This is a genomic window from Streptantibioticus cattleyicolor NRRL 8057 = DSM 46488 (assembly GCF_000240165.1).
GTDB lineage: Bacteria > Actinomycetota > Actinomycetes > Streptomycetales > Streptomycetaceae > Streptantibioticus > Streptantibioticus cattleyicolor.
In genome coordinates, this window is record NC_017586.1 from 1,348,366 (window position 1) to 1,373,043 (window position 24,678).

Below are 24,678 nucleotides of genomic sequence, written 5' to 3' on the forward strand. Positions count from 1 at the left end.
CGATGGCCGACGACCCGCTCGTCATCGCCGGTACCACCTTCTCGTCCCGGCTGATCATGGGCACCGGCGGTGCTCCCAGCCTGGAGACGCTGGAGCAGGCGCTGCTCGCCTCCGGCACCGAGCTGACCACGGTGGCCATGCGCCGCCTCGACCCGGCCGTCAAGGGCTCGGTGCTCTCGGTGCTGGACCGGCACGGCATCCGGGTGCTGCCCAACACCGCGGGGTGTTTCACCGCGGGCGAGGCGGTGCTCACCGCCCGGCTGGCCCGGGAGGCGCTGGGCACCGACTGGGTCAAGCTGGAGGTGGTGGCCGACGAGCGCACGCTGCTGCCCGACCCGGTCGAACTCCTCGACGCCGCCGAGACGTTGGTGGACGACGGCTTCACCGTGCTGCCGTACACCAACGACGACCCGGTGCTCGCCCGCAAGCTGGAGGACGTGGGGTGCGCCGCGGTGATGCCGCTGGGCTCGCCGATCGGTTCCGGGCTGGGGATCCGCAACCCGCACAACTTCCAGCTCATCACCGAGCGCGCCCAGGTGCCGGTGATCATGGACGCGGGGGCCGGGACCGCCTCGGACGCGGCGTTCGCCATGGAGCTGGGGTGCGCGGCGGTGCTGCTGGCCTCGGCGGTGACCCGGGCGCAGCGTCCGGTGCTGATGGCCGAGGCGATGCGGCACGCGGTGGAGGCCGGCCGGCTCGCCCACCGCGCCGGCCGCATCCCCCGCCGCCACCACGCCCTGGCCTCCTCACCGGTGGACGGGGTCGCCGCCTTCGACCCGGAGCGCCCGGCGTTCTGACCTGGGGCCGCGGCGGTCGGTCCCGGCCGTCGCGGCTCGTAGACTGACCTGTCGTGGATACGACCCTGCGCGACCCGCTGATCGGCCGGGCGCTCGACGGCCGGTACCGGATCGAGGCGCGGATCGCGGTGGGCGGGATGGCCACCGTCTACCGGGCCGTGGACACCCGGCTGGACCGGGTGCTCGCGGTGAAGGTGATGCACCCCTCGCTCGCCGCCGACGCGGCCTTCGTCGAGCGTTTCATCCGGGAGGCCAAGTCGGTCGCGCGGCTGGACCACCCCAACGTGGTGGGCGTCTACGACCAGGGCACCGACGGCGACTACGGCTACCTGGCGATGGAGTACGTGGCCGGGTGCACGCTGCGGGACGTGCTGCGGGAGCAGGGGGCGCTCACCCCGCGGGCCGCGCTCGACGTGCTGGAGCCGATCGCGGCGGCGCTGGGCGCGGCCCACCGTTCCGGTCTGGTGCACCGGGACATGAAGCCGGAGAACGTGCTGATCGGGTCGGACGGCCGGGTCAAGGTCGCCGACTTCGGGCTGGTGCGCGCGGTCGGCAACGAGACCACGGCGACCAGCGGTTCGGTGCTGGGCACGGTGTCGTACCTGGCCCCGGAGCAGATCGAGGACGGCTCGGCTGACCAGCGCACCGACGTCTACGCGTGCGGGGTGCTGCTCTACGAGATGCTCACCGGGGCCAAGGCGCGTTCCGGCGCCACCCCGGGTGCCGTGCTCTACCAGCACCTCAACGAGGACGTCCCGGCGCCCTCGGCGGCCGCCCCCGGGCTGGCGCCGGGCCTGGACGACCTGGTGGCGCGGGCCGCCGCCCGGGACCCCGGTGAACGTCCGGCGGACGCCGTCGCGCTGCTGGCCCTGGTGCGGCAGGTACGGGCCGGGCTCACCGGCGAGCAGCTCGACGCGGTGCCGCCGACCGCCCGCACGCCGCTGGCGCCGGGCGCCGAGGACCGTACCGCCGTGGTGCCCCGGCCCGGCGGCGGCCCGGCCGAGGGGGCGGTGGACCGCACCGCCCGCTTCCAGGTGCCGCCGGATCTGGTGCGCGAGGAGACGGTGGCCCCGGCGGTGCGCCGTCCCTCCCGGCGCGGGTTGATCGCGCTGCTGGTCGCGCTGGCGGTGCTGGTGTGCGGCGGGGCGGTGGTCTGGTACGTCGGCTCGGGCCAGTTCACCTCGGTGCCGCCGGTGCTGGCGCTGACGCAGGACGAGGCGGGCAAGCGGCTGCGGGCGGCCGGGCTGGGGGTGAGCTTCGGCGAGGCCTGGAGCGAGACGGTGGCCAAGGGCCGGGTGGTCTCCACCGACCCCGGGCCGGGCGCCCGGATCCGGGGCAACGGCACGGTACGGGTGGTGGTCTCCCGGGGCCCGCACCGGGTCGCGGTGCCGGACGTCACCGGGCAGCCGCTGGACGCCGCCCGGGACCGGATCTCCGGCGCCGGGCTCACCCCGGGCACGGTGGCCAAGGCGTTCAGCGACTCCGTTCCGGCCGGCTCGGTGATCTCCACCGACCCGGCCAAGGGCACCGCGCGCAAGTCCGGGGACGCGGTGGCGTTCACGGTCAGCAAGGGCCGGCCGGTGCCGGTGCCGGACGTGACCGGGAAGACGGTCTCCGACGCCGAGCAGGCGCTGACCGGGGCCGGGCTGAAGGTGGAGGTCTCCGGCACCCCGGTCTACTCCGACGCGGTGCCCAAGGACTCGGTGGCCCAGCAGTCCCCCGGCCACGGCACCCAGGCGGCGGCCGGCGACACCGTCACGCTGACCGTCTCCAAGGGGCAGCAGCTGTTCAAGGTGCCCGACGTCACCGGCAAGGACGTGGACGAGGCCACCAGGATCCTCCAGCAGGCGGGGTTCAAGGTCTCGGTGATCCAGGTGTTCTTCACCGGCAAGGTGTTCAACCAGTCGCCGGGTGGCGGTTCGACGCAGCCGAAGAACACCACGATCACGCTGTGGGCCCGGTGAGCGCGGACGGCCCGGCGGGCACCGTCCGCGGCCATGACATCCTGGAACGGTGAGCCTCACCTCCTCCCCCGCCGGCCTCGTTCCGCGCAACCCCGTCGGTGCCCACGTCCCCGTCTCCCGGGGGCTGGCGGCGGGCGGGCTGCCGTACGCGCGGGCGGTCGGCGCCGAGGTGGTCCAGGTCTTCGTGGCCAACCCGCGCGGCTGGGCCACCACCGAGGGGGTCCCGGCCCAGGACGCCGCGTTCCGCGAGGGGTGCGCGGCCGAGGGCGTTTCGGCGTACGTCCACGCGCCTTATCTGATCAACTTCGGTTCGCACACCGCGGAGACGGTCACCAGGTCGGTGGCCTCGCTGCGGCACTCGCTGCGCCGCGGCCGGGCGATCGGGGCGCGCGGGGTGGTGGTCCACACCGGTTCGGCCACCGGAGGGCGGACGCGTGAGGTGGCGCTGGCGCAGGTGCGCGAGCACGTGCTGCCGCTGCTGGACGAGCTGACCCACGACGACGACCCGTGGCTGCTGCTGGAGCCCACCGCGGGCCAGGGCGCCTCGCTGTGCTCCCTCATGGCCGACCTCGGCCCCTACTTCGACGCCCTCGACCACCACCCCCGGCTCGGGGTCTGCCTGGACACCTGCCACGCCTTCGCGGCCGGCCACGACCTGACGGCGCCGGGCGGCACCAAGGCGCTCCTGGACGAGCTGGTGGAGGTGTGCGGTCCGGGCCGGCTGAAGCTGATCCACGCCAACGACTCCAAGGACGTCGCCGGCGCCCACAAGGACCGCCACGAGAACATCGGCGCCGGTCACATCGGCGTCGAGCCCTTCCGGGACTTCTTCACCCACCCGGCCACCGAGGGCGTCCCGCTGGTCATCGAGACCCCGGGGGCGAAGGAGCAGGACGCGGTGGACATCTCCCGGCTGAAGGCGTTGCGGTGAACGAGGCTAGAGTTCCGGGCCGTCGCCCGGTTCCTCCTGGTAGGAGTAGCGCTGCTCGCGCCAGGGGTCGCCGATGTTGTGGTAGCCGCGTTCCTCCCAGAAGCCGCGGCGGTCGGCCACCATGTACTCCACGCCGCGCACCCACTTCGGCCCCTTCCAGGCGTACAGGTGCGGCACGATCAGCCGTACCGGGAAGCCGTGCTCGGCGGTGAGCAGCTCACCGCGGCAGTGGGTGGCGAAGACGGCGTTGTCGTCGGCGAAGTCGGCGATCCGCAGGTTGGCGCTGAAGCCGTACTCGGCCCACACCATCACATGGGTGACCTCGGGCGCGGGCGGGGCCAGGGCCAGGAGGGTCGAGGTGGAGATGCCGCCCCACTCGACGCCGAGCATGGAGAACTTGGTGACGCAGTGGAAGTCGCCGACGACCGTGGTGTGCGGCAGCGCGGAGAACTCCTCGTGGTTCCAGCAGTGCTTGTCGCCGTCGGCGGTGGCCCCGAAGACCCGGAACTCCCAGCGGTCGGGGCGGAACTTGGGCACCGGTCCGTAGTGCAGCACCGGCCAGCCGCGCTGAAGGCGCTGCCCCGGAGGAAGCTCTCCTTCGTGGCGTTCCGACTGACCCATGACTCCATGGTGACAGACCGGACGGCATGCTTTTGACCAGGGCGGCTATGATTCCGGGCGCAACGCACCCGGACGTGTACATACTGGATCGGCCCGGTCCGCGGTGCGAGGATGCGCGTCACATGTCGGGCTTCCCCAGAAGGGCGGCTGTTGCCATGCAGGGCGACCCCGAGGTCATCGAGTTCCTCAACGAGCAGCTCACCGCGGAACTGACCGCGATCAACCAGTACTTCCTGCACGCGAAGCTTCAGGAGAACAACGGCTGGTACAAGCTGGCCAGGTACACCCGGGCCGAGTCGTTCGACGAGATGCGGCACGCCGAGGTCCTCACGGACCGGATCATCTTCCTGGATGCGCTCCCCAACTACCAGCGCCTCTTCCACGTCCGCGTGGGCCAGACGGTCACCGAGATGTTCCAGGCCGACCGCCAGATCGAGGTCGAGGCCATCGACCGCCTGCGGCGCGGGATCGACGTGATGCGCGCCAAGGACGACATCACCTCGGCCAACATCTTCGAGTCCATCCTCGCCGACGAGGAACACCACATCGACTACCTGGACACCCAGCTGGAGCTGGTGGACAAGCTCGGTGAGGCGCTCTACCTCGCCCAGCAGATCGAACAGCCCAGCTCGGACGGGGACTGACCCCTCCGGGCCGGGCTCAGGCGACCGGTGCCGCCACGCGGGCGGCGGCGCGGCGGGCGGCCTGCCGGGCGCGGACGGCGGTGAGGCGGGCCGCGGCGGCGGGCGGCAGCGCGGGGGCGGCCGAGGCGGCCTCCCGCGGCAGGCAGTCGGCGCCCCGGCCGAGCAGCGCCTGGATGCGGCGCACGCACGAGCCGCAGTCGGTGCCCGCCTTGCACGCCGAGGCGATCTGGCGCGGGGTGCAGCGTCCGGAGTCCGCGTGCTCGCGTACCTGCTCCTCCGTGATGCCGAAGCACGAGCAGACGTACACGCGGTTCACCCCTTGCTGGTATCGGGCCCGGCCAGGTCGGCCGTCACTGAGGTTAACCTAACCTTACCCAGCCCACCAGCGGCGGGGAACGCCGAAGGGGCGCGGATCGGTGTGATCCGCGCCCCTTCCGCCGTTACCGGCCGGTCACTGGCCGCGGTACATCTCCGCCACCAGGAACGCCAGGTCGAGCGACTGGCTGCGGTTGAGCCGCGGGTCGCAGGCGGTCTCGTAGCGCTGGTGCAGGTCGTCCACGAAGATCTCGTCGCCGCCGCCGACGCACTCGGTGACGTCGTCGCCGGTCAGCTCCACGTGGATGCCGCCCGGGTGGGTGCCCAGGCCCTTGTGGACCTCGAAGAACCCCTTGACCTCGTCGAGCACGTCGTCGAAGCGGCGGGTCTTGTGCCCGGAGGCGGCCTCGAAGGTGTTGCCGTGCATCGGGTCGCAGACCCAGGCCACCCGCGCCCCGGAGGCGGTGACCTTCTCGACCAGCTCGGGGAGCTTGTCGCGGACCTTGTCGGCGCCCATCCGGGTGATGAACGTCAGCCGGCCGGGCTCCCGCTCCGGGTCCAGCCGGTCGATCAGCGTCAGCGCGTCGTCCACCGTGGACGTCGGCCCCAGCTTGACCCCGACCGGGTTGGCGATCCGGGAGGCGAACTCCAGGTGCGCCCCGTCCAGCTGCCGGGTGCGCTCACCGATCCACACCATGTGCCCGGAGACGTCGTACAGCCGGCCGGTCCGCGAGTCGGTACGGGTCAGCGCCGACTCGTAGTCCAGGATCAGCGCCTCGTGCGAGGAGTAGAACTCGACGGTCTTAAACTCCTCGGGGTCCGCGCCGCACGCGTGCATGAAGTTGAGCGCGCTGTCGATCTCCCGGGCCAGCGCCTCGTAGCGCTGGCCGGACGGCGAGGACTTCACGAAATCCTGGTTCCAGGCGTGCACCTGGCGCAGGTCGGCGTAGCCGCCGGTGGTGAAGGCGCGCACCAGGTTCAGCGTGGCGGCCGAGGCGTGGTACATCCGCTTGAGCCGCTGCGGGTCCGGGGTGCGGGCCTCGGCGGTGAACTCGAAGCCGTTGACGGAGTCGCCGCGGTACGTCGGCAGCGTCACCCCGTCGCGGGTCTCGGTCGGCTTCGAACGCGGCTTGCTGTACTGGCCGGCGATCCGCCCGACCTTGACCACCGGCACCGAGGCCGCGTACGTCAGCACCGCGCCCATCTGGAGCAGCGTCTTCAGCTTGTTGCGGATCTGGTCGGCCGAGACGGCGTCGAACGCCTCGGCGCAGTCGCCGCCCTGGAGCAGGAACGCCTCGCCGCGGGCAACCGCCCCCATCCGGGCGCGCAGCAGGTCGCACTCACCGGCGAAGACGAGCGGCGGATACGACTCCAGCTCCGCGATCACATCGCGCAGAGCCTCGGGATCCGGCCACTCGGGCTGCTGCGCCGCGGGCAGATGACGCCAGGTGTTGCCACCGGCGGTGTTTTCAGCGTTCACGGTCACAGACACAAGGTTACGGGGTCGCACCCCCCGCCCCGGGCGATGCTCACGTAATGAGACGAGATTCCCAACGTCCCGGACATCACCTCTTCGGGTGAGCCCGCCGCCCGCGCGAGCGGGATGACCCGGTTTGGGCCGGTGGCGCTCCGGTGCGGGTCGGTAGCGTGGCGGTCGGAGGAGGGTCCGAATGGCCGCAGAGCCCGTCAAGCCGTACCACGACGTCGACCCGGAGCGCGCGCTGAAGTACGCGGTGCAGCACGTCGCGGGCGGGCGGGCCGAGGTCGTCGAGGGGACGCTCCGGGCGTCGTGGCGGTCGTGGGGCCACGAGGGGGCCGTCCGGGAGATCCGTCGGCGGATCCTGCCCCGGCTCGACCGGATGGGCTGGGTCGACGGCTCCGGCAACGTCGACCTTCCCGGCTCGGCGAACTGGTACGTCCCCGACCTCGTCGTCATCCCCCAGGAACTCGACGCCACCGACCCGTTCCTCGTCCTGCCCGACCAGACGCTGCTCGTCGTGGAGTGCACCTCCCCGTCCGACGAGGACACCGACCGGATCGTCAAGCGGAAGCGGTACGCCGAGTACGGCGCACCCCTCTATCTGCTGGTCGACTCACAGGAGCGCGTCTGCACGGTCTTCTCCGCACCGTTCGAACTCGGCTACACCCGGGTCGACGGCCCCCATCCCTTCGGCACCCCCGTCCGGCTCCCCGAGCCCTTCGGAATGGACATCGACACCTCCGGCTTCTGACGGGAGGATGGGGCGAGCCGTCCGGCTCCGGGGATCTTGGGGAGAAGTCCGCACATGTCGTTACCGCCGCCACCGCCACCGCCGTCCCCGCAGGGGAACCCGTACGCGGGCGCACCGGCGCCCTGGGGGGCGCCCCCGCCACCGCCTCCTCCGGCCAGGAACAAGGCGGGCAAGGTGGTCGCCATCGTGACCGGGACCGTCGTGGCGGCGGCGGTCGTGGTGGGCGTGGTGAGCTACGGGGAGCGCGGCGAGGCGCGACGTGAGGTCGCCGAGCAGGGACCGGATCCGCAGTACAAGCTCACGGTGCCCAGGACCCTGCTGGACGGCACGTACGTCCGCGCCCGCGACCTCAGCGGGCCGCTCGCCGAGCAGGCGGGCGCCAAGGGCATCGACATGCAGAGCCGGACGGCCGCCGGCGGCGAGTACGTCACCGCCGCCGGAACGGACCGGAAGGCACTGCTCGTCACGGGGCTCTCCGGCCGCACCGCCGACCCCGTCCACGACCGGGACGAGTTGCTGAGCGGCGCCTCCAACGCCCAGGCCACCACGCTCTCCATCGCCGCGAAGGAGTTCACCCCGGCCGATTCCTCCGAGCGGGTCGCCTGCGAGGTGCTGTCCACGACCCGGGGAAGCCAGGTGGTGTCCTTCCCCATCTGCGGATGGGGTGACAACGGCACCGTGGCCACCGTCATGCAGACCGGCTCCGCCACGACCGGCTCCCCCGACTCCGTCGACCTCCAGGCGTGCGCGAACCTGACATCCCGGGTCCGCGCCCAGGTCCGGGTGGCGCTCCGCTGACCCGGACCGCCGCTCGTCACGGCTCACGGCATTCGACCCCCGCCGACAGGACGAGACCATTAGCCTGAGGTTCGGTCATGGCCACGGCAGAAAGCTGAGGGCAACAAAGATGGCAACAGGCATCGTCCGATGGTTCAACGACGCCAAGGGCTTCGGGCTGATCATCCCCGACGACGGCGGCGAAGACCTCTTCGCCCACTTCTCGGAGATCAGGACCGACGGGTTCAAGTCCCTTCAGGAGAACCAGAAGGTCGAGTACGAGGTGAAGTCCGGCCCCAAGGGCCTCCAGGCCGCGAACATCAGACCGCTGTAACCTCCCCGGCCGGGCCGCGTGAGCTTGAGCTGGTACGGCGGCCCGGTCGGCGGGCACGAGTTCACCTCGGGCTTCCGCAGCTCACCAGCGCGTAGCGCAGGATGCGGCCGGGCACTCGCACCGGTCCGACCGCATCGGGGGAACCCACGGCGACCGTGGTGGCGCTGTTCCGCATGGTCGTACGGCGGGTCCACCACGCACGGAGCGCGGAACACGACGTCCCGCGCCCGGTGATCACCATGCCGTCGTTGCCCCCGATGCGGCGCCGGCCCCGCCGACAGGGCGCCAGGGCGGGCCACCGCTTCACCGTCCCCGTCCGCGGCTGACCCGGCCCACCGCCAGCTCGAACCACACCGTCTTGCCGCCACCGTCCGGATCCGGCTCGGCGCCCCACTCCCGCGTGACCGCGCCGAGCAGGGCCAGCCCGCGCCCGCCCTCGTCCAACGGCCCCGCCACCCGCGCTCGCGGCAACTGCGGCGAACCGTCCGCCACCTCCACCCGGACCCCGCCCGGCAGCCGCGCCACCCGCACCCGGCACGGCCCGTCCGGCGCGTGCCGCACCGCGTTCCCGACCACCTCAGTGACCGCCAACTCGGCGGCGCAGATCAGCTCGGGCAACCCCCACAACTCCAGCAGGATGGCCACTATCCGCCGCACATGACGCACGATGTGCGGGCTGGGACGCAGGGTCATGCGGTACTGCTCCGGAGGGAAGTCACCCAGGACTTCGGCGGCGATCGGATTCACCCCACAAGGCTGCAACCGGCCGACTACGCTGAGCTACACGCCGAACGAAACCCCCCATACCGTTGGCGGGGTACGGAAGCCAAGGGGGTCCCATGCCCAACATCCGCGAACTCGACCCAGGTGCCTCCCCACTCAACTTCTACGGCTCCGAACTCCGCCGCCTCCGCCTCGCGGCCCAACTCACCCTCGACGAACTGGGCGCCAAGGTCTACTGCACCGGCTCGCTGATCGGCCAGATCGAAACGGCGCGGAAGGTCCCGACGCGCGAGTTCACGGAGCGGATCGACACGGCCCTCGGGACGGACGGGACGTTGATGAGGGTGTGGGAGTTGGTGATGCGGAGCCAGTTGCCGGGTTGGTTCCGGCCGTACGCCGAGCTGGAGGCGAAGGCGACGCACATCTACAGCTTCGAAGCTCAGGTGGTACCTGGACTGTTGCAGACGCCTGAGTACGCCCGCGCCACGCTCGGCGTCATGCAGCAGAAGCGGCTGGTCGAACGGGTGGCAGCCCGACTTGAGCGCCAGCGCATCCTCGACCGGGAGGAGCCGCCCGTTTTCTGGGCCGTTATCGGCGAGGCGGCGCTGCATCAGCAGATCGGCGGCCCGAAGGCCATGCGTGGTCAACTGGCCCACCTGTTGAGCTTCCGTGACCACGACTGGGTGCAGATCCAGGTCATGCCGTTCACGGCAGGCGCCCACGCGGGACTTCCCGGTTCGTTCAAGATTCTGCGCTTTGAGAAGGACCCGGACATCGTCTACGACGAGGCGTACGGGCCCGGCCACATGACCGCCAACCCGCAGGAAGTCAAGGGCCGTTCGCTCCGTTACGATCATTTGCGTGCCGCCGCCCTCTCGGTGGAGGACTCGGCGGAGTTGATCGCCCGCGTGATGGAGGATCGCTATGCAGAGCAAGCCTGACCTGACCAGCGCTCAGTGGCGGAAGTCCAGCTACAGCACCGACACCGGCGGCGATTGCGTCGAGGTCGCCGCCCTCCCTTCTACCGTCGCCGTCCGCGACTCCAAGAACCCCGACGGCCCGGCCCTGACGTTCACCCCGGAAGCGTTCACCGCCTTCCTCTCGGCCGTGACGGACGGCGAGTTCACCGCGTAACCCCGGATCCGGCGGCACCGGGCGCCCACGGCGATGCGCCCCGCCCGGTGGCCGACCGGCGTTCTTGTCGGGCACGCGAACCCTGGGCACGCTGGGACCACCGGCGGAGGCGCCGATGGCCCACGTGACGGAGGTTCGCCATGCCCAGCAATACCGATCTGACCGGCGCGCGGTGGCGGAAGTCGAGCTACAGCAGTGACACCGGCGGACAGTGCGTCGAAGCGGCGGTGCTCGGTGGCGCCCGCTGGCGCAAGTCCAGCCACAGCGGGGACGACGGCGGCAACTGCGTCGAGGCAGCCGCACTCGGCGGCGCCCAGTGGCACAAGTCCAGCCACAGCACCGACACCGGCGGCAACTGCGTCGAGGTCGCCGCCCTCCCCGCCACCGTCGCCGTCCGCGACTCCAAGGACCCCGACGGCCCGGCCCTGACGTTCACCCCGGAGGCGTTCACCGCCTTCGTAACCGCCGTGGCCAAGGGCGAGTTCACCAGGTAGCCCCGCGACAGCGCACCGAAGGAGTTGGACGGACGATGCCGCGGTTCATCAGCGACGAGAGTTTCGACCACTACTTCGGCGACGGCTTCGCGCACACCGCGTGGCGTCTCGAAACGCGACGGGGTTACGCCTCGGACCGGGAAGGGGACGGGTGGCAGCGGTTCCTGCGCGGTGAGGCGGACGGGGAGGACCCGGACCGTCCGTGGTGCCGGAACATCCGGGCCCAGGTCGCCCGGGGCAAGCGTGTCGAGCGGGTGCGTCTGGTGGACGACCCGCCGACGATCGGGCAGCGGTTCCTGCTGTACAGCGCCGCCACGAACGTCGCGGCCGGGGAAGACATCCGGGGGCTGTTCCGTGCCCAGGCCGAGCAACTGGGCCTGCCCATGGACGACTTCTGGCTGTTCGACTCCCGCTTCGGTCTGAGACTCCACTTCGACGAGAGCGACACCTACCTCGGCGCCGAGTTGGTCACCGAGCCGGCCGAGGTCCTGCGGTGGTGTCAGGTACGGGACGCCGCGTGGCACCACGCCATGCCGTACGAGGAGTTCAGGGCCCGGGTACCGGCCACGGCGTGACGACGGGTTTCCAGCGCGGCCGGGGCGACCGTCCGCATGGCGGAACGGAACGCGGCGGGCGCGAGGGGTGTGCGTTACGCTACGCCGCATGTACGCGCATGCTGCCATGTCCTGGTGGTGGACCGTCCATCCGGCGGCCCACTGATCGCGCGTACCGAGAAACGCAGACGCGAAGGCCGCCCGAGGGGCGGCCTTCGGTGTTTTCGCGGGGCGGCCCCTCTGTTCTGGAGGGAAGGCAGGAAGCCGTGCCGAAGAGGATGGACGCTCGTGAGGTGGTCGCCCGGTTGACGGAGCCGGGGTGTCCGCCGTTCGCGGTGGTGCGCAGGGGGGCGCCGGGGCGGGCGGGGGATGTGGTGGAGGTGCTGGTCGGGCCGGTGGAGGAGGCCGGGCGGCTGGCGGAGATCGGGTTGCCGGAGGGGGCGCCGGGGCGGAGCGTGGTGGACGCGCTGGCGCTGGTGCCGTTCCGGCAGATCCGGGAGCGGGGGTTCGAGGCCCGGGACGACGGGACGCCGCTGATGGTGTTGCGTCCGCGGGAGGTGTACGAGCTGCCGCTGGACGAGGTGCGGGCGGCGCTTCCGACGCGTCCGGTACGGGTGTCGGGCGGGGCGTTCGACGTGGACGACGAGGCGTACGCGCGGATCGTGGAGCGGGTGGTCGCCGAGGAGATCGGGCGCGGCGAGGGCGCCAACTTCGTGGTGCGGCGCACGTTCGAGGGGACGGTCGAGGGGTTCGGCGCGGCGGACGCGCTGGCGTTGTTCGGGCGGTTGCTGGCCGGGGAGCGCGGCGCGTACTGGACGTTCGTGGTGCGTACCGGCGAACGCACGCTGGTGGGGGCGAGCCCGGAGGCGCACGTGCGGATGTCGGGCGGGACGGTGGTGATGAACCCGATCAGCGGGACGTACCGCTACCCGGCCGAGGGGCCGTCGGCGGAGGGGCTGCTGGCGTTCCTGCACGACGCGAAGGAGGTGGAGGAGCTGACCATGGTGGTCGACGAGGAGCTGAAGATGATGTGCGCGGTCGGCGACCTCGGCGGCCAGGTGGTCGGGCCCCGGCTGAAGGAGATGGCCCATCTGGCGCACACCGAGTACGAGTTGCGCGGACGCAGCACGCTGGACGTGCGTGAGGTGCTGCGCGAGACGATGTTCGCGGCGACGGTGACCGGCTCGCCGGTGCAGAACGCCTGCCGGGTCATCGCCCGCCACGAGCGCGGCGGGCGCGGTTACTACGCGGGGGCGCTGGCGCTGATCGGGCGGGACGCGGGCGGGGCACGCACGCTGGACTCGCCGATCGTGATCCGTACCGCGGACGTCGCCGCGGACGGGCGGCTGAGGGTGTCGGTGGGGGCGACGCTGGTGCGTCACTCGGATCCGTGGGGCGAGGTGGCCGAGACGCACGCCAAGGCGGCCGGGGTGCTGGCGGCGCTCGGGGTGCGGCCGGGTCCGGCGGACGGCGGGGCGCGACCGGCGGGCCGGCTCGCCGCCGATCCCCGGGTGCGGGCCGCGCTCGACGCCCGGCGGGCGAACCTCGCCCCGTTCTGGCTGCGGATGCGGGAGCCGGGGCGCACGGCGGACCGGGGGCACGCGCTCGTGGTGGACGCCGAGGATACCTTCACCGCGATGCTGGCCCATCTGCTGCGGTCGGCGGGGCTGGCGGTGACGGTACGGCGGTACGACGAGCCGGGGACGTACCGGGCGGCGGTGGCGCACGCCGGTCCGGTGGTGCTGGGACCGGGGCCGGGCGACCCGGGTGACCTGGGCGACCGGCGGATGCGGGGCCTGCGTCCGCTCGCCGCCGAGCTGCTGCGCGGCGCGGCGGCCGGGGAACGCGCGGGCGGGGTGCTCGGGGTGTGCCTGGGGCACGAACTGATCGCCGCCGAGCTGGGGTTGGACGTGGTCCGCAAGGACGTGCCGTTCCAGGGCGCGCAGGAACGCGTGGACTTCTTCGGGCGGCCGGAGACGGTGGGCTTCTACAACACCTTCACCGCCCGCTGCGACGACGCGGTAGCCGCCGAACTGGGCATGCACGGCGTGGAGTTGAGCCGCGACGCGTTCTGTGGTGACGTGCACGCGCTGCGTGGTCCGGGGTTCGCCGGTGTCCAGTTCCACCCGGAGTCGGTGCTGACGCTGAACGGCACCGCGATCGTGGCGGAGCTGCTGGCGGCGGTGACGGTGGGGTGAACGGCGAAGGGGCGCGCCGGGGTTCCGGCGCGCCCCTGGGGGCCGTGGGCGTCAGCCGAAGAAGACGCCCGCCTCGGCGTAGAGCGCCGGGTCGACCGTCTTGAGCTTGGCGGTGGCCTCGGTGAGCGGTACCCGGACGATGTCGGTGCCGCGCAGCGCGACCATGGTGCCGAACTCCCGGTCCCGTACCGCGTCGATGGCGTGCAGGCCGAAGCGGGTGGCGAGCCAGCGGTCGAAGGCGGTGGGGGTGCCGCCGCGCTGGATGTGGCCGAGCACGGTGGTGCGGGCCTCCTTGCCGGTGCGCTTCTCGATCTCCTTGGCGAGCCAGTCGCCGATGCCGGAGAGGCGTACGTGGCCGAAGGAGTCGAGCTGGTCGGCGTCCTTGACCACCAGGTCGCCGTCCTTGGGCATGGCGCCCTCGGCGACCACCACGATCGGCGCGTAGCTGGCCTGGAAACGGGACTCCACCCAGCCGCAGACCTGGTCGAGGTCGAAGCGCTGCTCGGGCAGGAGGATGACGTTGGCGCCGCCCGCGAGCCCGGCGTGCAGCGCGATCCATCCGGCGTGCCGGCCCATCACCTCCACCACCAGCACCCGCATGTGGGACTCGGCGGTGGTGTGCAGCCGGTCGATGGCCTCGGTGGCGATGTTGACCGCGGTGTCGAAGCCGAAGGTGTAGTCGGTGGCGCTCAGGTCGTTGTCGATGGTCTTGGGTACGCCGACGCAGGGGACGCCGTACTCGTCGTACAGCCGGGCGGCCACCCCCAGGGTGTCCTCGCCGCCGATCGCGACGAGGGCGTCCACCTCGTACTTGGCGAGGTTCTCCTTGACCCGGCGGACCCCGTTCTCGGCCTTGAGGGGGTTGGTGCGGGAGGAGCCGAGGATGGTGCCGCCGCGGGGCAGGATGCCGCGGACCGCGGGGATGTCCAGTTGCCTGGTGAGCCCTTCGAGCGGGCCGCGCCAGCCGTCGCGGAAGCCCGTGAACTCGAACCCGTGGTTCTGTACGCCCTTGCGGACCATGGCCCGGATCACGGCGTTGAGACCGGGGCAGTCGCCGCCGCCGGTCAGCACTCCGACGCGCATGGAATCTTCCCTTCTCCAGCACCGCGAACAGCACTGGCAGACGTCCGACTCCGGCAACGCTAGCCGTGATCCAGGTCACACGGGATCGCCCGGAACGCCGAATTCGCGGCGGTTCCGGGGCCCCCGCGGCGCACGGCTCACCCGTACGGGGTGCCCGCCGAGGGTTCGGCGGGGTTCACCCCTCGTCCAGGCCGCGCTCGATGGCGTAGCGGACCAGTTCGACGCGGTTGTGCAGTTGCAGCTTGCCCAGGGTGTTCTGGACGTGGTTCTGCACGGTGCGGTGGGAGATCACCAGGCGTTCGGCGATCTGGCGGTAGCTCAGCCCCTTGGCGACCAGCCGCAGCACCTCGGTCTCGCGTTCGGTCAGTCGCGGCACCCCGGGGTCGTCGGGCTCGGCCGGGGCGGGGGCGGCGGCGAGCCTGCGGTATTCGCCGAGGACCAGCCCGGCCAGCCCGGGGGTGAAGACGGGGTCGCCGGCGGCGGTGCGGGCCACCGCGTCGATCAGCTCCTCGCGCCCCGCCGACTTCAGCAGGTATCCGGTGGCCCCGGACTTGACGGCCTCCAGCACGTCCTCGTGCTCGCCGGAGGCGGAGAGCACCAGCACGCGCAACGCCGGGTCGGCGGCGACGAGTTGCTTGCAGACCTGGACGCCGGGCAGGCCGGGCAGGTTGAGGTCGAGGACGAGCACCCGGGGGGCGGCGGCGCGGGCGCGGCGTACCGCCTCGGGGCCGTCGCCCGCGGTGGCCACCACCTCGTACCCGGCCTCGGCCAGGTCGCGGGCGACCGCGTCGCGCCACATCGGGTGGTCGTCGACCACCATCACCGTCACCTTGTCGTCGGCCACCGGGCCGCTCCCTCCTTCGTCGTGCTCGGCCGGCCGGCCACCGGCACCCGTAGTTCCACCTCGGTGCCCTGGCCCGCCACCGAGGTCACCTCGGCGCTGCCGCCCAGGTCGCGCAGGCGTCCGCGGATGGACTGGGCGACCCCGAGGCGCCCTTCGCGCGCCGCGTCGGCCAGCCGGCCCTCGGGGATGCCGGGGCCGTCGTCGCGGACGCTGACCAGGACGGCGTCGGGCTCGGCCTCCAGCAGGATCCAGGCGTGGGCGCCGGCCCCGGCGTGCCGGGCCACGTTGTCCAGCGCGGCGCCGACGGCGGCGGCCACCTCGCGGGCGGCGTGGCCGGGCAGCAGCACCGGCTCGGCGGGCGCGGAGACGGTGACCCGGGCCCCGGCGTAACGGCCGATCAGGGTGCGCAGATCGCTCTCCGCGGGGCCGTCCCCGGCGTCGTCCGCCACCGCCCCGGCCGCCTCGGGCGCGGTACGGGGGGCGGGCACCGGGCCGCCGGTGATCAGGGAGCGCAGCGCGACCTCCTGTTCGCCCGCCATCCGGCCCAGTTCGGCCGCCTCGCCGCCGATCTCGCTGCCGCGCCGCTGCACCATGGCGAGGACCTGGAGCACGCTGTCGTGGATGTCCCGGGCGAGCCGTTCGCGTTCCCGGGTGGCCGCCTCGATCTGGAGGGCGCGGGCGAGCACCCGTTCGCTGCCACGGGCGAGTTCGACCACGTAGCCGATGCCGACGGTGATGAAGACCAGCAGCACGATGCTGTGCACGTTGCCCTGGCTGACCTGGCCGCGCTCGACGACGTTGGCGACGCCGACGACGGCGGAGGCGCCGGCCGCCCACCGCCAGCCGCCCTTGATGGCGAAGGCGAGCACCGGCCCGGCCGACCAGATCCCGACCAGCGTGGGGTTGCCGGCCACCACCCGGACGTGGGTGTCCACGGCGATGGTGAGCAGGATGCCGGTGAGGCCGACGGCGAGGTCGGCGAGGAGGAACGGCCGGGTGCAGCGGACGCCGGAGGTGACGCACGGCGTGGTGGCCAGCGTCCAGCCGGTGAGCACCGCCATGTAGGCCCACGCCCACCCCGGACGGGCGTACTGGTCGTCGGTGTAGGCGTAGTGGGCGACGACGTAGGCGAGCGAGAGCACCCGGTAGGCGGTGAGCGCACGCCACAGCGGCTGCTCCACCGATATCCGGTCGACCTTGGATGGCCGTGCGGCGCGCGGCACTGGTTTCTCCTCCCCCGAACTTCCTCCCCGGACCCCCGTGCAGGATCTCCGCCCCGGGCGTCCGCCCCGGACTTCCGCCCCCGACGGGACGGCGGCCGTCCGCCGCCGTCGGTCCGCCTACTGCTCCGCCTGGTCCTTCCTGGCTTCCCTGGCCTCGGCCTCGGCCTGCTTCTTGGCCTCGGCGATCTGGCGCTTGGCGGCGGTGGCGTAGATGTCCACGTACTCCTGGCCGGAGAGCTTCATGATCTCGTACATGACCTCGTCGGTCACCGAGCGCAGGATGAAGCGGTCGTTCTCCATGCCGTGGTAGCGGCTGAAGTCCAGCGGCTTGCCGATCCGGATGCCCGGGCTCATCAGCTTGGGGACGACCTTCCCGGGCGGCTGGATCTTCTCGGTGTCGATCATGGCGACCGGGATCACCGGGGCGCCGGAGGCGAGGGCGACCCGGGCCAGGCCGCCGGGCTTGCCGCGGTAGAGGCGGCCGTCCGGGGAGCGGGTGCCCTCCGGGTAGATGCCGAACAGCTCGCCGCGGGCGAGGACTTCGAGGCCGCTCTTGATCGCCGCCTCGCCGGCCCCGCGGGCCCCGGAGCGGTCCACCGGCAGCTGGCCGACGCCCTTGAAGAACGCGGCGGTGAGCTTGCCCTTGACGCCGGGTGAGGTGAAGTACTCGGCCTTGGCGATGAAGGTCACCTTGCGGTCGAGCACGGCGGGCAGGAAGAACGAGTCGGAGAACGACAGGTGGTTGCTGGCCAGGATGGCCGGACCCTCCGCCGGGATGTTCTCCAGCCCCTCGACCCAGGGCTTGAAGGCGAGTTTGAGCGACCCGCCGAGCGTCAGCTTCATCACGCCGTAGAACAACCCAAGACCTCCCGCAGTCACTGGCTAGACCTTATCCCGCCGGGGGCGCGGCATCTTCCCCGGCGAGCACCGCCGGACCTACCGGGTGTCCGATCGGCCGCGTACTGTGAAGTACCTGTCCGCCGATCACCGCGGAGCCCCACCTCACCGAACAGGAGACCCACGGTGCCGCTGCTTCCTGGTGCCGAGCCGTACCGCCACGACGGCGGCGAGGTCGGAGTGCTGTTGTGCCACGGATTCACCGGCTCCCCTCAGTCGATGCGCCCCTGGGGCGAGTATCTCGCCGACCGCGGGCTCTCCGTCTCCGTACCGCTGCTTCCCGGCCACGGCACCCGCTGGCAGGACATGCAGATCACCGGCTGGCAGGACTGGTACGCGGAGGTGGAACGGGAGCTGCTCGCGCTGCGGGACCGCTGCCGCCGGGTCTTCGTCTTCGGGCTGTCCATGGGCGGCTCCCTCACCCTGCGGCTGGCCGCCCGGCACCCGTCCGAGGTCAGCGGCATCGCCCTGGTGAACCCGGCTGTGCGGGCGTACGGCGCCGCGTTCAAGGCGGTTCCGGTGCTGCGGCATCTGATGCCGTCGGTGGCCGGGATCGCCAGCGACATCGCCAAGGACGGTCAGGCCGAGGTGGGGTACGACCGCACGCCGCTGCACGCCGTGTACGCGATGACCAGGCTGTGGCGGCTGGTGGAGGCCGATCTGCCGCGGGTGACGGCGCCGCTGCTGCTGATGACCAGCCGGGTCGACCACGTGGTGGACCCGGCCAACTCCGACGTCGTGGCGGCCGGCGTCGGCAGCACCGACATCACCCGGCGCACCCTGGACCGCAGCTACCACGTGGCCACCCTCGACCACGACGCGGAGGAGATCTTCCGCACCTCGTACGCGTTCGTGCGGCGGCTGGAGCCGGAGGCGGCACCGGCCACGGAGGGTACGGCGGACGAGGTGGCCGGTGGCTGAGCGGGAGGAGCCGGCGGACGGCCCGGAGGACCCCGCCCCGGGCGGCGGCACCCCGCTGGACGAGGAGGCCGCCTGGGCGCAGATCGTCGCCGCCTACGGGGAGGACGCCCCGGTCGGCACCGGTGAGTGGCCGGACGCGGAGAACCTGCCCGCCGCCGGCCGGCCCGACGGCGGGATCCCGGCGATCCCCCGCCACTTCGTGATCCGGCCGCCCGAGCCGGGTCCGCGCGACTACGAACTGGCCGAGGAGGACGAGGGCCACTTCGAACCCCCCGAACCCCCGCCACTCCCCCAGGCCGACGTCACCGCCAAGTTCGCCTGGCTCGCCGTCCTCGGCGGCCCGGTGCTCCTCCTCGTCTACGTCCTGCTCCAGCAACCGGTGCCCTGGTGGGCGATGGTCCTCGGCATCGGCGGCTTCCTCGGCGGCTTCGCCACGCTGATCGCCCGGATGAAGGACCGCGACGAGGACGGGGACGACCCGTCCGGCGGTGCGGTGGTCTGACGGTCCTGCCCCCCAGTCCCGTCCACGCGAGTCACCCCCCGCCTGCCCGACCGCCCGCCCGCGCGGCGAACCGGCTGCGTGGGGCTGCGCCCCGGCCGTCCCGCGTGAACCCCGGTCGCCCGGGGGAACCCCCACGACGCCCCCGGGGACGCCCCGGCGGACACGCACGCCGCGCGTGCGCCCAGCGCCGCCACGGCAGGCACCTCCACCGCACGGCGACCGGTACGCGGAGGCCGCTCCTCCCCGCGGCAGCGCAACGTGCCGGGGGCACCGCCGTCCCGCGGGCGGAACCCTCACGGCGGGCCTACGCGGCAGCGCGCGGGCGGGGCCCGGCGCGCCGGCCCACCCGACCCACGCCGACACCCCGGCCGCCCGGAGGGCAGGACCCGGCACCCCCGGCGAACGCCACGCGCGGGCCCTGCGTCGCCACGCCAGGGGGGCTCCCACACACGGCGGACCCGTGCGCGACCCTCGCAGGAGCGCACGGGTCCGCCGGGGCTACTTCGTCGGCGGGATGCGGAGGGCGGCGAGGACGGGGAGGTGGTCGGTGGCGGCGACGAGGTCGGCGGGGGTGATGCCGGGGAGGGGCGTGGGGACGCCGCAGGCGAGGATCTCGACGCCCTGGGTGGCGAGGACGGCGTCGATGCGCTGCCGGGGGGCGCGGGGGGCGGAGGTGTGTTCGCCGCCCCAGGGGCGGGTGGCCCAGGCGTCCTGGAGTTCGGCGGCGAGGTGGCCGAAGGTGTGGCCCTGGGGGGTGTCGTTGAGGTCGCCGGCGACGACGGCGTGGGGTTCGCCGCTCGCGGCGACGTTCTCCAGTACCAGTCGGCCCTGACGGCGGCGTTCGGTGGCGTCCAGGCTCAGGTGGCAGCTGACGACGTGCAGCCGGGCCGCCCCGAACCGCAGGACGGCGGTGGCCAGGCCGCGCTGGTGGAGGCCGGGGGTGCGGGGCAGCAGGATCTCCTCGGTGCGGACGACGTGGGCCCGCAGCGTGGTCATGATCATCGGGCCGGCCGTGGTCGCCCCGCCGGCGACGGTGACCAGGCCGGTGCGGCGGCCCAGCCACGCCGCCCGCTTGCGCCAGCGGAAGAAGCGCGGCGCCTCCTGGAGGCAGAGCACGTCGGGGGCGCAGGCGCGGACGACCCGGGCCAGCGCCTCGCGGTCGTCGCGCATCGACCGCACGTTGTAGCTGAGGACGCGCACGACGGCCGAACCGTCCGGCTCGGTCCGGGACGCGGGCAGGTCCTCCACGGGTGCGGTCACGGCGTTTCCCCCTCCGGGTCGAAATGGCGTCCAGGCACGGCGTGCCGGATGCCGGCGCAGGCCCTCCGGGCGGGCCGCGCCGGCATCCGGTGGTGTCAGCCCTGACGGGCGAGGTCGGCGGCGCCCACCAGGCCCGCCTTGCCGCCGAGCTGGGCGGCGAGCACCTGGGCGTGCGGACGCCACCGGCCGCCGACCAGCCAGCGGCGGAACGACTTGCGGATCGGGTCGAGCACCAGGTCGCCCTCGTCGGAGACGCCGCCGCCCACGATGAACGCGGACGGGTCGAAGAGCGAGGCGAGGTCGGCCAGGCCCGCGCCGGCCCAACGGGCCAGCTCCCGGAAGGAGTCGACGGCCACCGGGTCGCCCTGCCGGGCGGCCTCGCTGATGTGCTTGCCCTCGATGGTCTCCGGGGTGCCGTCACCCAGGCCCAGCAGGATCTTGGCGGCGTCCGGGGTGGCCGCCGCGCGCTGCCGGGCGTACCGCACCAGGGCGCGCCCGGAGGCGTACTGCTCCCAGCAGCCCTGGCTGCCGCAGCCGCACAGCAGGCCGTCCGGGACCACCCGGATGTGGCCGAACTCGCCGGCCACGCCGAACCGGCCGCGGTGGAGCCGGCCGCCGATGATGATGCCGCCGCCGAGTCCGGTGCCCAGGGTGATGCAGACGACGTCGTCGTGGCCCTGGCCGGCGCCGAAGCGGTATTCGCCCCAGGCGGCGGCGTTGGCGTCGTTCTCCACCACCACGGGGAGGCCGACGCGCTGCTCGACCTTGTCCTTGAGCGTCTCGTGGCGCCAGTTGATGTTGGGCGCGAAGAGCACGGTGGCGCGCTTGTTGTCGACGTATCCGGCGGCGCCGATGCCGACCGCCTCGACCTGGTGGTCGGTGCTCACGGTGCGCACCGCGTCGGCGATGGCGTCGATGACGCCCTCGGGCGTCGGCGGGGTCGGCACCTTGCAGGTGTCGAGAATCGTGCCCTCTTCGTCGACCACACCGGCCGCGATCTTGGTACCGCCGATGTCGACGCCGATGGTGAGTCCCATGTGTCCCTCAGATTCCGGTCGAACCCCGCTGAAGCCAACCGTACCCGAGGCGGCTCAGTCGAGGTCGATGTGTTCAGGTCCTGAAGGCTCGCCGCCGTCGGAAGGGCGGTCGGAACGAGGGGTGGGGCCCGGTTCGGTGGCCCGGTCGCGGGTGCGGGTCCAGCGGCTCTCCTGGCCGCGGACCATGGCCCGGTAGGCCGCCAGGATCTCCCCGCCGGCCGCGCTGAGGTGCTCGAACACCTCCGGGTTGCGTTCCCGTACGGTGTCGGTGACGGCCTTCACCTGAGCGATCACGGTGTGCGCGGCGGTGGCCGCGGCGGGGCTGCCCAGTTCGGACACCTTTTCGACCACGGCTTCGGCGAGTTTACGCAGTTCCTCGGCGGCGGTGCCGGGCCGGTCGCCGGTCGCGCCGCGGCGCCTGGCCTGTTCCGCCGCGAGGTCCTCGGCGCACGCCCGTGCCCACGCGTCGGCGTCCGCCTCGGGGTTCGGACGGTCCGTGCCTTCGCTCATCGCGGACTCCTCCCTGCCTGGCCGTCAGGCGTCGCCGGCCGCCTGGTTACGACGGTACCCGAACGGCCGCCGCCCACGGGTCCGGCGGCCGGGCGTCAGCGGGGCCACAGGGCGGGGTCGGGGGTGAAGCGCACCTGGAGCGCGCCGTCCCGCAGCGCGGCCCCGGCCACCGTGCACCGGCGCAGCGCGGACGGCAGCGGCACGATGCGCCGGAACCCGGCGGCGTCCACCACGAGTTCGTCCCCGCGGCGCACCAGGTCCAGGCCGTCGCGGTCGGCGCAGGGCAGCGGCAGCCGCCACAGCAGCAGCCCTTCGTCGGCAAGGCGGTCCTCCACCGTCCAGGGGTCGCCGGCCGGTCCGGGGCGGGGATGGCCGGCGGGGGCGAGGGCGGGCAGCGCGAGCCGGGCGAGGCCGTCCGGGCCGAGCGGTTCGCCGCCCAGGTGCGGCAGTTCGTGGACGGGGACGCCGTCCGCGTCGGGCGCGGCGCGCAGCGTCTTCAGGTGCCGGCGGCGGCTGTCGGCGAGGTCGGCGAGGAACGGGTCGTCGGAGCCGTCCGGCAGCATCCGGTTGGCGACCACGCCGTCGAGCCGGTGGCCGAAGAGGGCGAGCCCGGTCAGGGCGGCGGGTATCCGCTCGGCGGCGGCCGGGCCGGGCTCGGCCACCAGCCGCACGGTGGTGGCCGCCGAGCCCAGTACGGCCTGGACGGCGGCGAGTTCGGCGTCCCAGCGGGCGGCGGTCTCGTAGAGCCACTGGGCGGGCATCGGCACCCCGGCGAGCTGGGCGAGCATCGGGCGCAGCGCGCGGGCGGCCTGGCGTTCCGGCGGCAGCAGCCGGGCCAGGTAGCGGCGGAGCTGTTCGGGCAGGGCGAGCAGCGACAGGGCGTGCGGCAGCGGCGGCAGGTCGGCCACCACCACGTCGTACCCGTCGGCCGTGCGCAGCGCGTGCAGCAGCGCGAAGGAGTCGGCGCCGGGGGGTTCGGTGAACTCCTCCGGGTCCAGCGGTTCGGCGCCGAGCAGGTCGAACAGGCCGCCGAGGCGCTGCTGGAAGCCGGCCGCGCGCTCCCGGAAGGCGCCGGCGCCGTCGGTGCGGCGCACGGTGAGCCCGGGGGCGTCGGCGAGCGGCGCGGCGATCGCGGCGTCCTCGGTGACCAGCAGGGTGCGGGCGCCGTCCCGGGCGGCGGCCAGCGCGGTGGCGGCGGCCGTGGTGGTGCGTCCGGCGCCGCCGAGGCCGGTGATCAGGATGGTGCGCAAGGCCGGCTCAGCCGTCCGTGCCGGTCTCGCCGCCCGCCGCGGTGCCGGTCTCCTCGACGCGCTTCTTCAGCCCGGCCAGCGCCCGGTCGATGATGACCTTCTCCGCCTTGCGCTTGATCATGCCGAGCATGGGGATCTTGACGTCGACGGTGAGCTGGTAGGTGACCTCGGTGCGGTGGCCGCCCTGGACCGGGACGAGGGTGTAGGAGCCGTCGAGGGTGCGCAGCATCTGGGACTTCACCAGCGACCAGCTGACCTGGTCGGGGCCGCCCCAGGTGTAGGCGAGGGTGTGGTCGTCCTTGATGGCGCCGGCGTCGAGGACCAGGCGGACCCGGCGGGCCCGGCCCTGCTCGTCGGTGTCGAGGATCTCCGCCTGCTTGACCTCGCCGGTCCATTCCGGGTAACGGGCGAAGTCCGCGATCACCCGCATGACCTCGGCCGGGGCCGCCTCGATGGTGATGCTCGACCTGGTGTGTTCCGCCATCGCCGTGGCCCCTCCGGGACTTCCCTCGTCGCCTGTGCTGGTGTTGTCTGGGGCGTCAGGTTATCGCGCGCGGCCCGGACGGCGGACGGCCGGTCGTCCCGGTCACCACCGCAGGACGTACGGGGTGCGGGTGGCGTTGAAGTGGCCGACGTTGACGCACTCGGTGGCGCCGATCCGCATCCGCCGGGTGAGCGGCTGGTGGACGTGGCCGAAGAGGGCGTACTTGGGGCGGACGGTGTGTATCGCCTCCAGCAGCGCCTCGCTGCCGCGCTCGAAGCGGCGGGCCACGGTGTCGTAGCACAGCTCGGGCACCGCGGGCGGGATGTGCGAGCAGAGCACGTCCACCGGGCCGAGGGCGGCCACCTTGGCGGCGTAGGTCTCGTCGTCGATCTCGAACGGGGTGCGCATCGGGGTGCGCAGTCCGCCGCCGACGAAGCCGAAGGTCCGGCCGCCGATCTCCACGGTCTCGCCGTCGAGCACGGTGGTGCCCGGGCCGGCGTACTCCGGCCACAGCTGCGGCATGTCCACGTTGCCGTAGGTGGCGTAGGTGGGGGTGGGCAGCACGGCGAACATCTGCTCGTACTGCCGGCGGACCGCGGCCTCCACGGCGGCGGTGCGGTCGATGCCGTCCCACAGCCGCCGGGACAGCTCACGGGCCTCGGTGAAGCGGCGGGCGGTGCGCAGTTCGACGATGCGGTCGGCGTTCTCGGTGCCGAACAGGTCGGGGAAGATGCCGCGCGAGTGGTCGGCGTAGTCCAGGAACAGGATGAGGTCGCCGAGGCAGACGAGGGCGTCCGCGCCGTCGCCCGCGGTGGCGAGGGCGTCGGCCGCGCCGTGGACGTCACTGACGACATGGACCCGCATGGCGATCACTGTAACCGCCGTCGGCGGCGGACATGCCAAGGGTGCCCCACCCGCCCGGAGCAGCGCCGTCACCCCTTCGGTTACCT

General features: G+C 73.2%; 28 protein-coding genes. 14 read left to right on the forward strand and 14 right to left on the reverse strand.

Annotation, left to right across the window (positions count from 1 at the left end; translation table 11 throughout):
* Window positions 1–2: 2 nt before the first annotated feature.
* From SCATT_RS05695 to SCATT_RS05705, 3 genes are read left to right on the forward strand one after another with little or no spacing between them, the layout of a single operon-like run.
* On the forward strand, window positions 3–797 hold the full coding sequence (locus SCATT_RS05695; RefSeq protein WP_014141989.1) for a thiazole synthase: 795 nt from the start codon (window positions 3–5) through the stop codon (window positions 795–797).
* A gap of 53 nt (window positions 798–850) precedes the next feature.
* A complete protein-coding gene (pknB, locus tag SCATT_RS05700; protein ID WP_014141990.1) occupies window positions 851–2,761 on the forward strand; it encodes a Stk1 family PASTA domain-containing Ser/Thr kinase in 1,911 nt (636 codons plus the stop codon).
* A 49-nt stretch (window positions 2,762–2,810) separates the two neighbouring features.
* A complete protein-coding gene (locus SCATT_RS05705; RefSeq protein WP_014141991.1) occupies window positions 2,811–3,692 on the forward strand; it encodes a deoxyribonuclease IV in 882 nt (293 codons plus the stop codon).
* A 6-nt stretch (window positions 3,693–3,698) separates the two neighbouring features.
* Here the strand turns inward: SCATT_RS05705 and SCATT_RS05710 are convergent, their stop codons facing one another.
* Entirely contained in the window at window positions 3,699–4,313 is a 615-nt protein-coding gene (locus SCATT_RS05710; protein ID WP_014627555.1) for a sulfite oxidase-like oxidoreductase, read from the reverse strand.
* A 155-nt stretch (window positions 4,314–4,468) separates the two neighbouring features.
* Here SCATT_RS05710 and bfr point away from each other — a divergent pair, with 155 nt between their 5' ends.
* The gene (bfr, locus tag SCATT_RS05715; RefSeq protein WP_014141993.1) at window positions 4,469–4,957 is read left to right on the forward strand and encodes a bacterioferritin; all 489 of its coding nucleotides are present in this window, start codon (window positions 4,469–4,471) and stop codon (window positions 4,955–4,957) included.
* A gap of 16 nt (window positions 4,958–4,973) precedes the next feature.
* Here the strand turns inward: bfr and SCATT_RS05720 are convergent, their stop codons facing one another.
* Together SCATT_RS05720 and SCATT_RS05725 are read right to left on the reverse strand one after the other, a co-directional pair.
* Window positions 4,974–5,264: a (2Fe-2S)-binding protein gene (locus SCATT_RS05720; protein ID WP_014627556.1), complete on the reverse strand. Its 291-nt coding sequence runs from the start codon at window positions 5,262–5,264 to the stop codon at window positions 4,974–4,976.
* 144 nt (window positions 5,265–5,408) lie between these two features.
* Window positions 5,409–6,758 (reverse strand): class II 3-deoxy-7-phosphoheptulonate synthase, encoded by a 1,350-nt coding sequence (locus SCATT_RS05725; RefSeq protein ID WP_014141995.1) that lies wholly within the window; start codon window positions 6,756–6,758, stop codon window positions 5,409–5,411.
* Between the two features lie 184 nt (window positions 6,759–6,942).
* Here SCATT_RS05725 and SCATT_RS05730 point away from each other — a divergent pair, with 184 nt between their 5' ends.
* The 3 genes from SCATT_RS05730 to SCATT_RS05740 all read left to right on the forward strand — a co-directional run bounded on the left by SCATT_RS05730 (window position 6,943) and on the right by SCATT_RS05740 (window position 8,614).
* Window positions 6,943–7,503 (forward strand): Uma2 family endonuclease, encoded by a 561-nt coding sequence (locus SCATT_RS05730; RefSeq protein ID WP_014141996.1) that lies wholly within the window; start codon window positions 6,943–6,945, stop codon window positions 7,501–7,503.
* 186 nt (window positions 7,504–7,689) lie between these two features.
* Window positions 7,690–8,301: a hypothetical protein gene (locus SCATT_RS05735; RefSeq protein WP_231905040.1), complete on the forward strand. Its 612-nt coding sequence runs from the start codon at window positions 7,690–7,692 to the stop codon at window positions 8,299–8,301.
* 109 nt (window positions 8,302–8,410) lie between these two features.
* A complete protein-coding gene (locus tag SCATT_RS05740) occupies window positions 8,411–8,614 on the forward strand; it encodes a cold-shock protein (RefSeq protein WP_014141998.1) in 204 nt (67 codons plus the stop codon).
* A 303-nt stretch (window positions 8,615–8,917) separates the two neighbouring features.
* Here SCATT_RS05740 and SCATT_RS05745 read toward each other — a convergent pair whose 3' ends face one another.
* Complete coding sequence (locus SCATT_RS05745; RefSeq protein ID WP_014627558.1) at window positions 8,918–9,361, reverse strand: ATP-binding protein; 444 nt, start codon at window positions 9,359–9,361, stop codon at window positions 8,918–8,920.
* A gap of 92 nt (window positions 9,362–9,453) precedes the next feature.
* On the opposite strand from SCATT_RS05745, the gene SCATT_RS05750 reads away from it, so the two are divergent.
* From SCATT_RS05750 to SCATT_RS05770, 5 genes are all read left to right on the forward strand, one after another.
* On the forward strand, window positions 9,454–10,278 hold the full coding sequence (locus tag SCATT_RS05750; protein ID WP_014142000.1) for a helix-turn-helix domain-containing protein: 825 nt from the start codon (window positions 9,454–9,456) through the stop codon (window positions 10,276–10,278).
* Window positions 10,262–10,471, forward strand: a complete 210-nt coding sequence (locus SCATT_RS05755) for a DUF397 domain-containing protein (RefSeq protein WP_014142001.1) — start codon at window positions 10,262–10,264, stop codon at window positions 10,469–10,471. Before SCATT_RS05750 ends, SCATT_RS05755 begins: the two co-directional genes overlap by 17 nt.
* A 140-nt stretch (window positions 10,472–10,611) precedes the next feature.
* Window positions 10,612–10,965: a DUF397 domain-containing protein gene (locus SCATT_RS05760; protein WP_014142002.1), complete on the forward strand. Its 354-nt coding sequence runs from the start codon at window positions 10,612–10,614 to the stop codon at window positions 10,963–10,965.
* 35 nt (window positions 10,966–11,000) lie between these two features.
* Entirely contained in the window at window positions 11,001–11,540 is a 540-nt protein-coding gene (locus SCATT_RS05765; RefSeq protein WP_014142003.1) for a DUF6879 family protein, read from the forward strand.
* A gap of 257 nt (window positions 11,541–11,797) precedes the next feature.
* A complete protein-coding gene (locus SCATT_RS05770) occupies window positions 11,798–13,717 on the forward strand; it encodes an anthranilate synthase family protein (protein ID WP_173405682.1) in 1,920 nt (639 codons plus the stop codon).
* Between the two features lie 51 nt (window positions 13,718–13,768).
* Here SCATT_RS05770 and SCATT_RS05775 read toward each other — a convergent pair whose 3' ends face one another.
* From SCATT_RS05775 to SCATT_RS05790, 4 genes are all read right to left on the reverse strand, one after another.
* Window positions 13,769–14,800: a 6-phosphofructokinase gene (locus SCATT_RS05775; protein ID WP_014142005.1), complete on the reverse strand. Its 1,032-nt coding sequence runs from the start codon at window positions 14,798–14,800 to the stop codon at window positions 13,769–13,771.
* A gap of 175 nt (window positions 14,801–14,975) precedes the next feature.
* Window positions 14,976–15,620, reverse strand: coding sequence for a response regulator (locus tag SCATT_RS05780; RefSeq protein ID WP_042507616.1), 645 nt, complete (start codon window positions 15,618–15,620; stop codon window positions 14,976–14,978).
* 5 nt (window positions 15,621–15,625) lie between these two features.
* Window positions 15,626–16,867: a MacS family sensor histidine kinase gene (gene macS / locus SCATT_RS05785; RefSeq protein ID WP_014142007.1), complete on the reverse strand. Its 1,242-nt coding sequence runs from the start codon at window positions 16,865–16,867 to the stop codon at window positions 15,626–15,628.
* A gap of 117 nt (window positions 16,868–16,984) precedes the next feature.
* The gene (locus SCATT_RS05790; RefSeq protein ID WP_041825022.1) at window positions 16,985–17,710 is read right to left on the reverse strand and encodes a lysophospholipid acyltransferase family protein; all 726 of its coding nucleotides are present in this window, start codon (window positions 17,708–17,710) and stop codon (window positions 16,985–16,987) included.
* Window positions 17,711–17,890: 180 nt separating this feature from the next.
* On the opposite strand from SCATT_RS05790, the gene SCATT_RS05795 reads away from it, so the two are divergent.
* Both SCATT_RS05795 and SCATT_RS05800 read left to right on the forward strand, forming a co-directional pair.
* A complete protein-coding gene (locus SCATT_RS05795; RefSeq protein ID WP_014142009.1) occupies window positions 17,891–18,685 on the forward strand; it encodes an alpha/beta hydrolase in 795 nt (264 codons plus the stop codon).
* The gene (locus SCATT_RS05800) at window positions 18,678–19,187 is read left to right on the forward strand and encodes a hypothetical protein (RefSeq protein WP_014142010.1); all 510 of its coding nucleotides are present in this window, start codon (window positions 18,678–18,680) and stop codon (window positions 19,185–19,187) included. Before SCATT_RS05795 ends, SCATT_RS05800 begins: the two co-directional genes overlap by 8 nt.
* 498 nt (window positions 19,188–19,685) lie before the next feature.
* Here SCATT_RS05800 and SCATT_RS05805 read toward each other — a convergent pair whose 3' ends face one another.
* The 6 genes from SCATT_RS05805 to SCATT_RS05830 all read right to left on the reverse strand — a co-directional run bounded on the left by SCATT_RS05805 (window position 19,686) and on the right by SCATT_RS05830 (window position 24,592).
* A complete protein-coding gene (locus SCATT_RS05805; RefSeq protein WP_014142011.1) occupies window positions 19,686–20,447 on the reverse strand; it encodes an endonuclease/exonuclease/phosphatase family protein in 762 nt (253 codons plus the stop codon).
* 95 nt (window positions 20,448–20,542) lie between these two features.
* Window positions 20,543–21,484 (reverse strand): ROK family glucokinase, encoded by a 942-nt coding sequence (locus SCATT_RS05810; RefSeq protein WP_014142012.1) that lies wholly within the window; start codon window positions 21,482–21,484, stop codon window positions 20,543–20,545.
* 54 nt (window positions 21,485–21,538) lie between these two features.
* The gene (locus SCATT_RS05815; protein ID WP_014142013.1) at window positions 21,539–21,994 is read right to left on the reverse strand and encodes a DUF5304 domain-containing protein; all 456 of its coding nucleotides are present in this window, start codon (window positions 21,992–21,994) and stop codon (window positions 21,539–21,541) included.
* 95 nt (window positions 21,995–22,089) lie between these two features.
* On the reverse strand, window positions 22,090–23,244 hold the full coding sequence (locus SCATT_RS05820) for an ArsA family ATPase (RefSeq protein WP_014142014.1): 1,155 nt from the start codon (window positions 23,242–23,244) through the stop codon (window positions 22,090–22,092).
* Window positions 23,245–23,251: 7 nt separating this feature from the next.
* The gene (locus SCATT_RS05825; protein WP_014142015.1) at window positions 23,252–23,728 is read right to left on the reverse strand and encodes an SRPBCC family protein; all 477 of its coding nucleotides are present in this window, start codon (window positions 23,726–23,728) and stop codon (window positions 23,252–23,254) included.
* Between the two features lie 102 nt (window positions 23,729–23,830).
* The gene (locus SCATT_RS05830; protein ID WP_014142016.1) at window positions 23,831–24,592 is read right to left on the reverse strand and encodes a metallophosphoesterase family protein; all 762 of its coding nucleotides are present in this window, start codon (window positions 24,590–24,592) and stop codon (window positions 23,831–23,833) included.
* Window positions 24,593–24,678 lie beyond the last annotated feature (86 nt).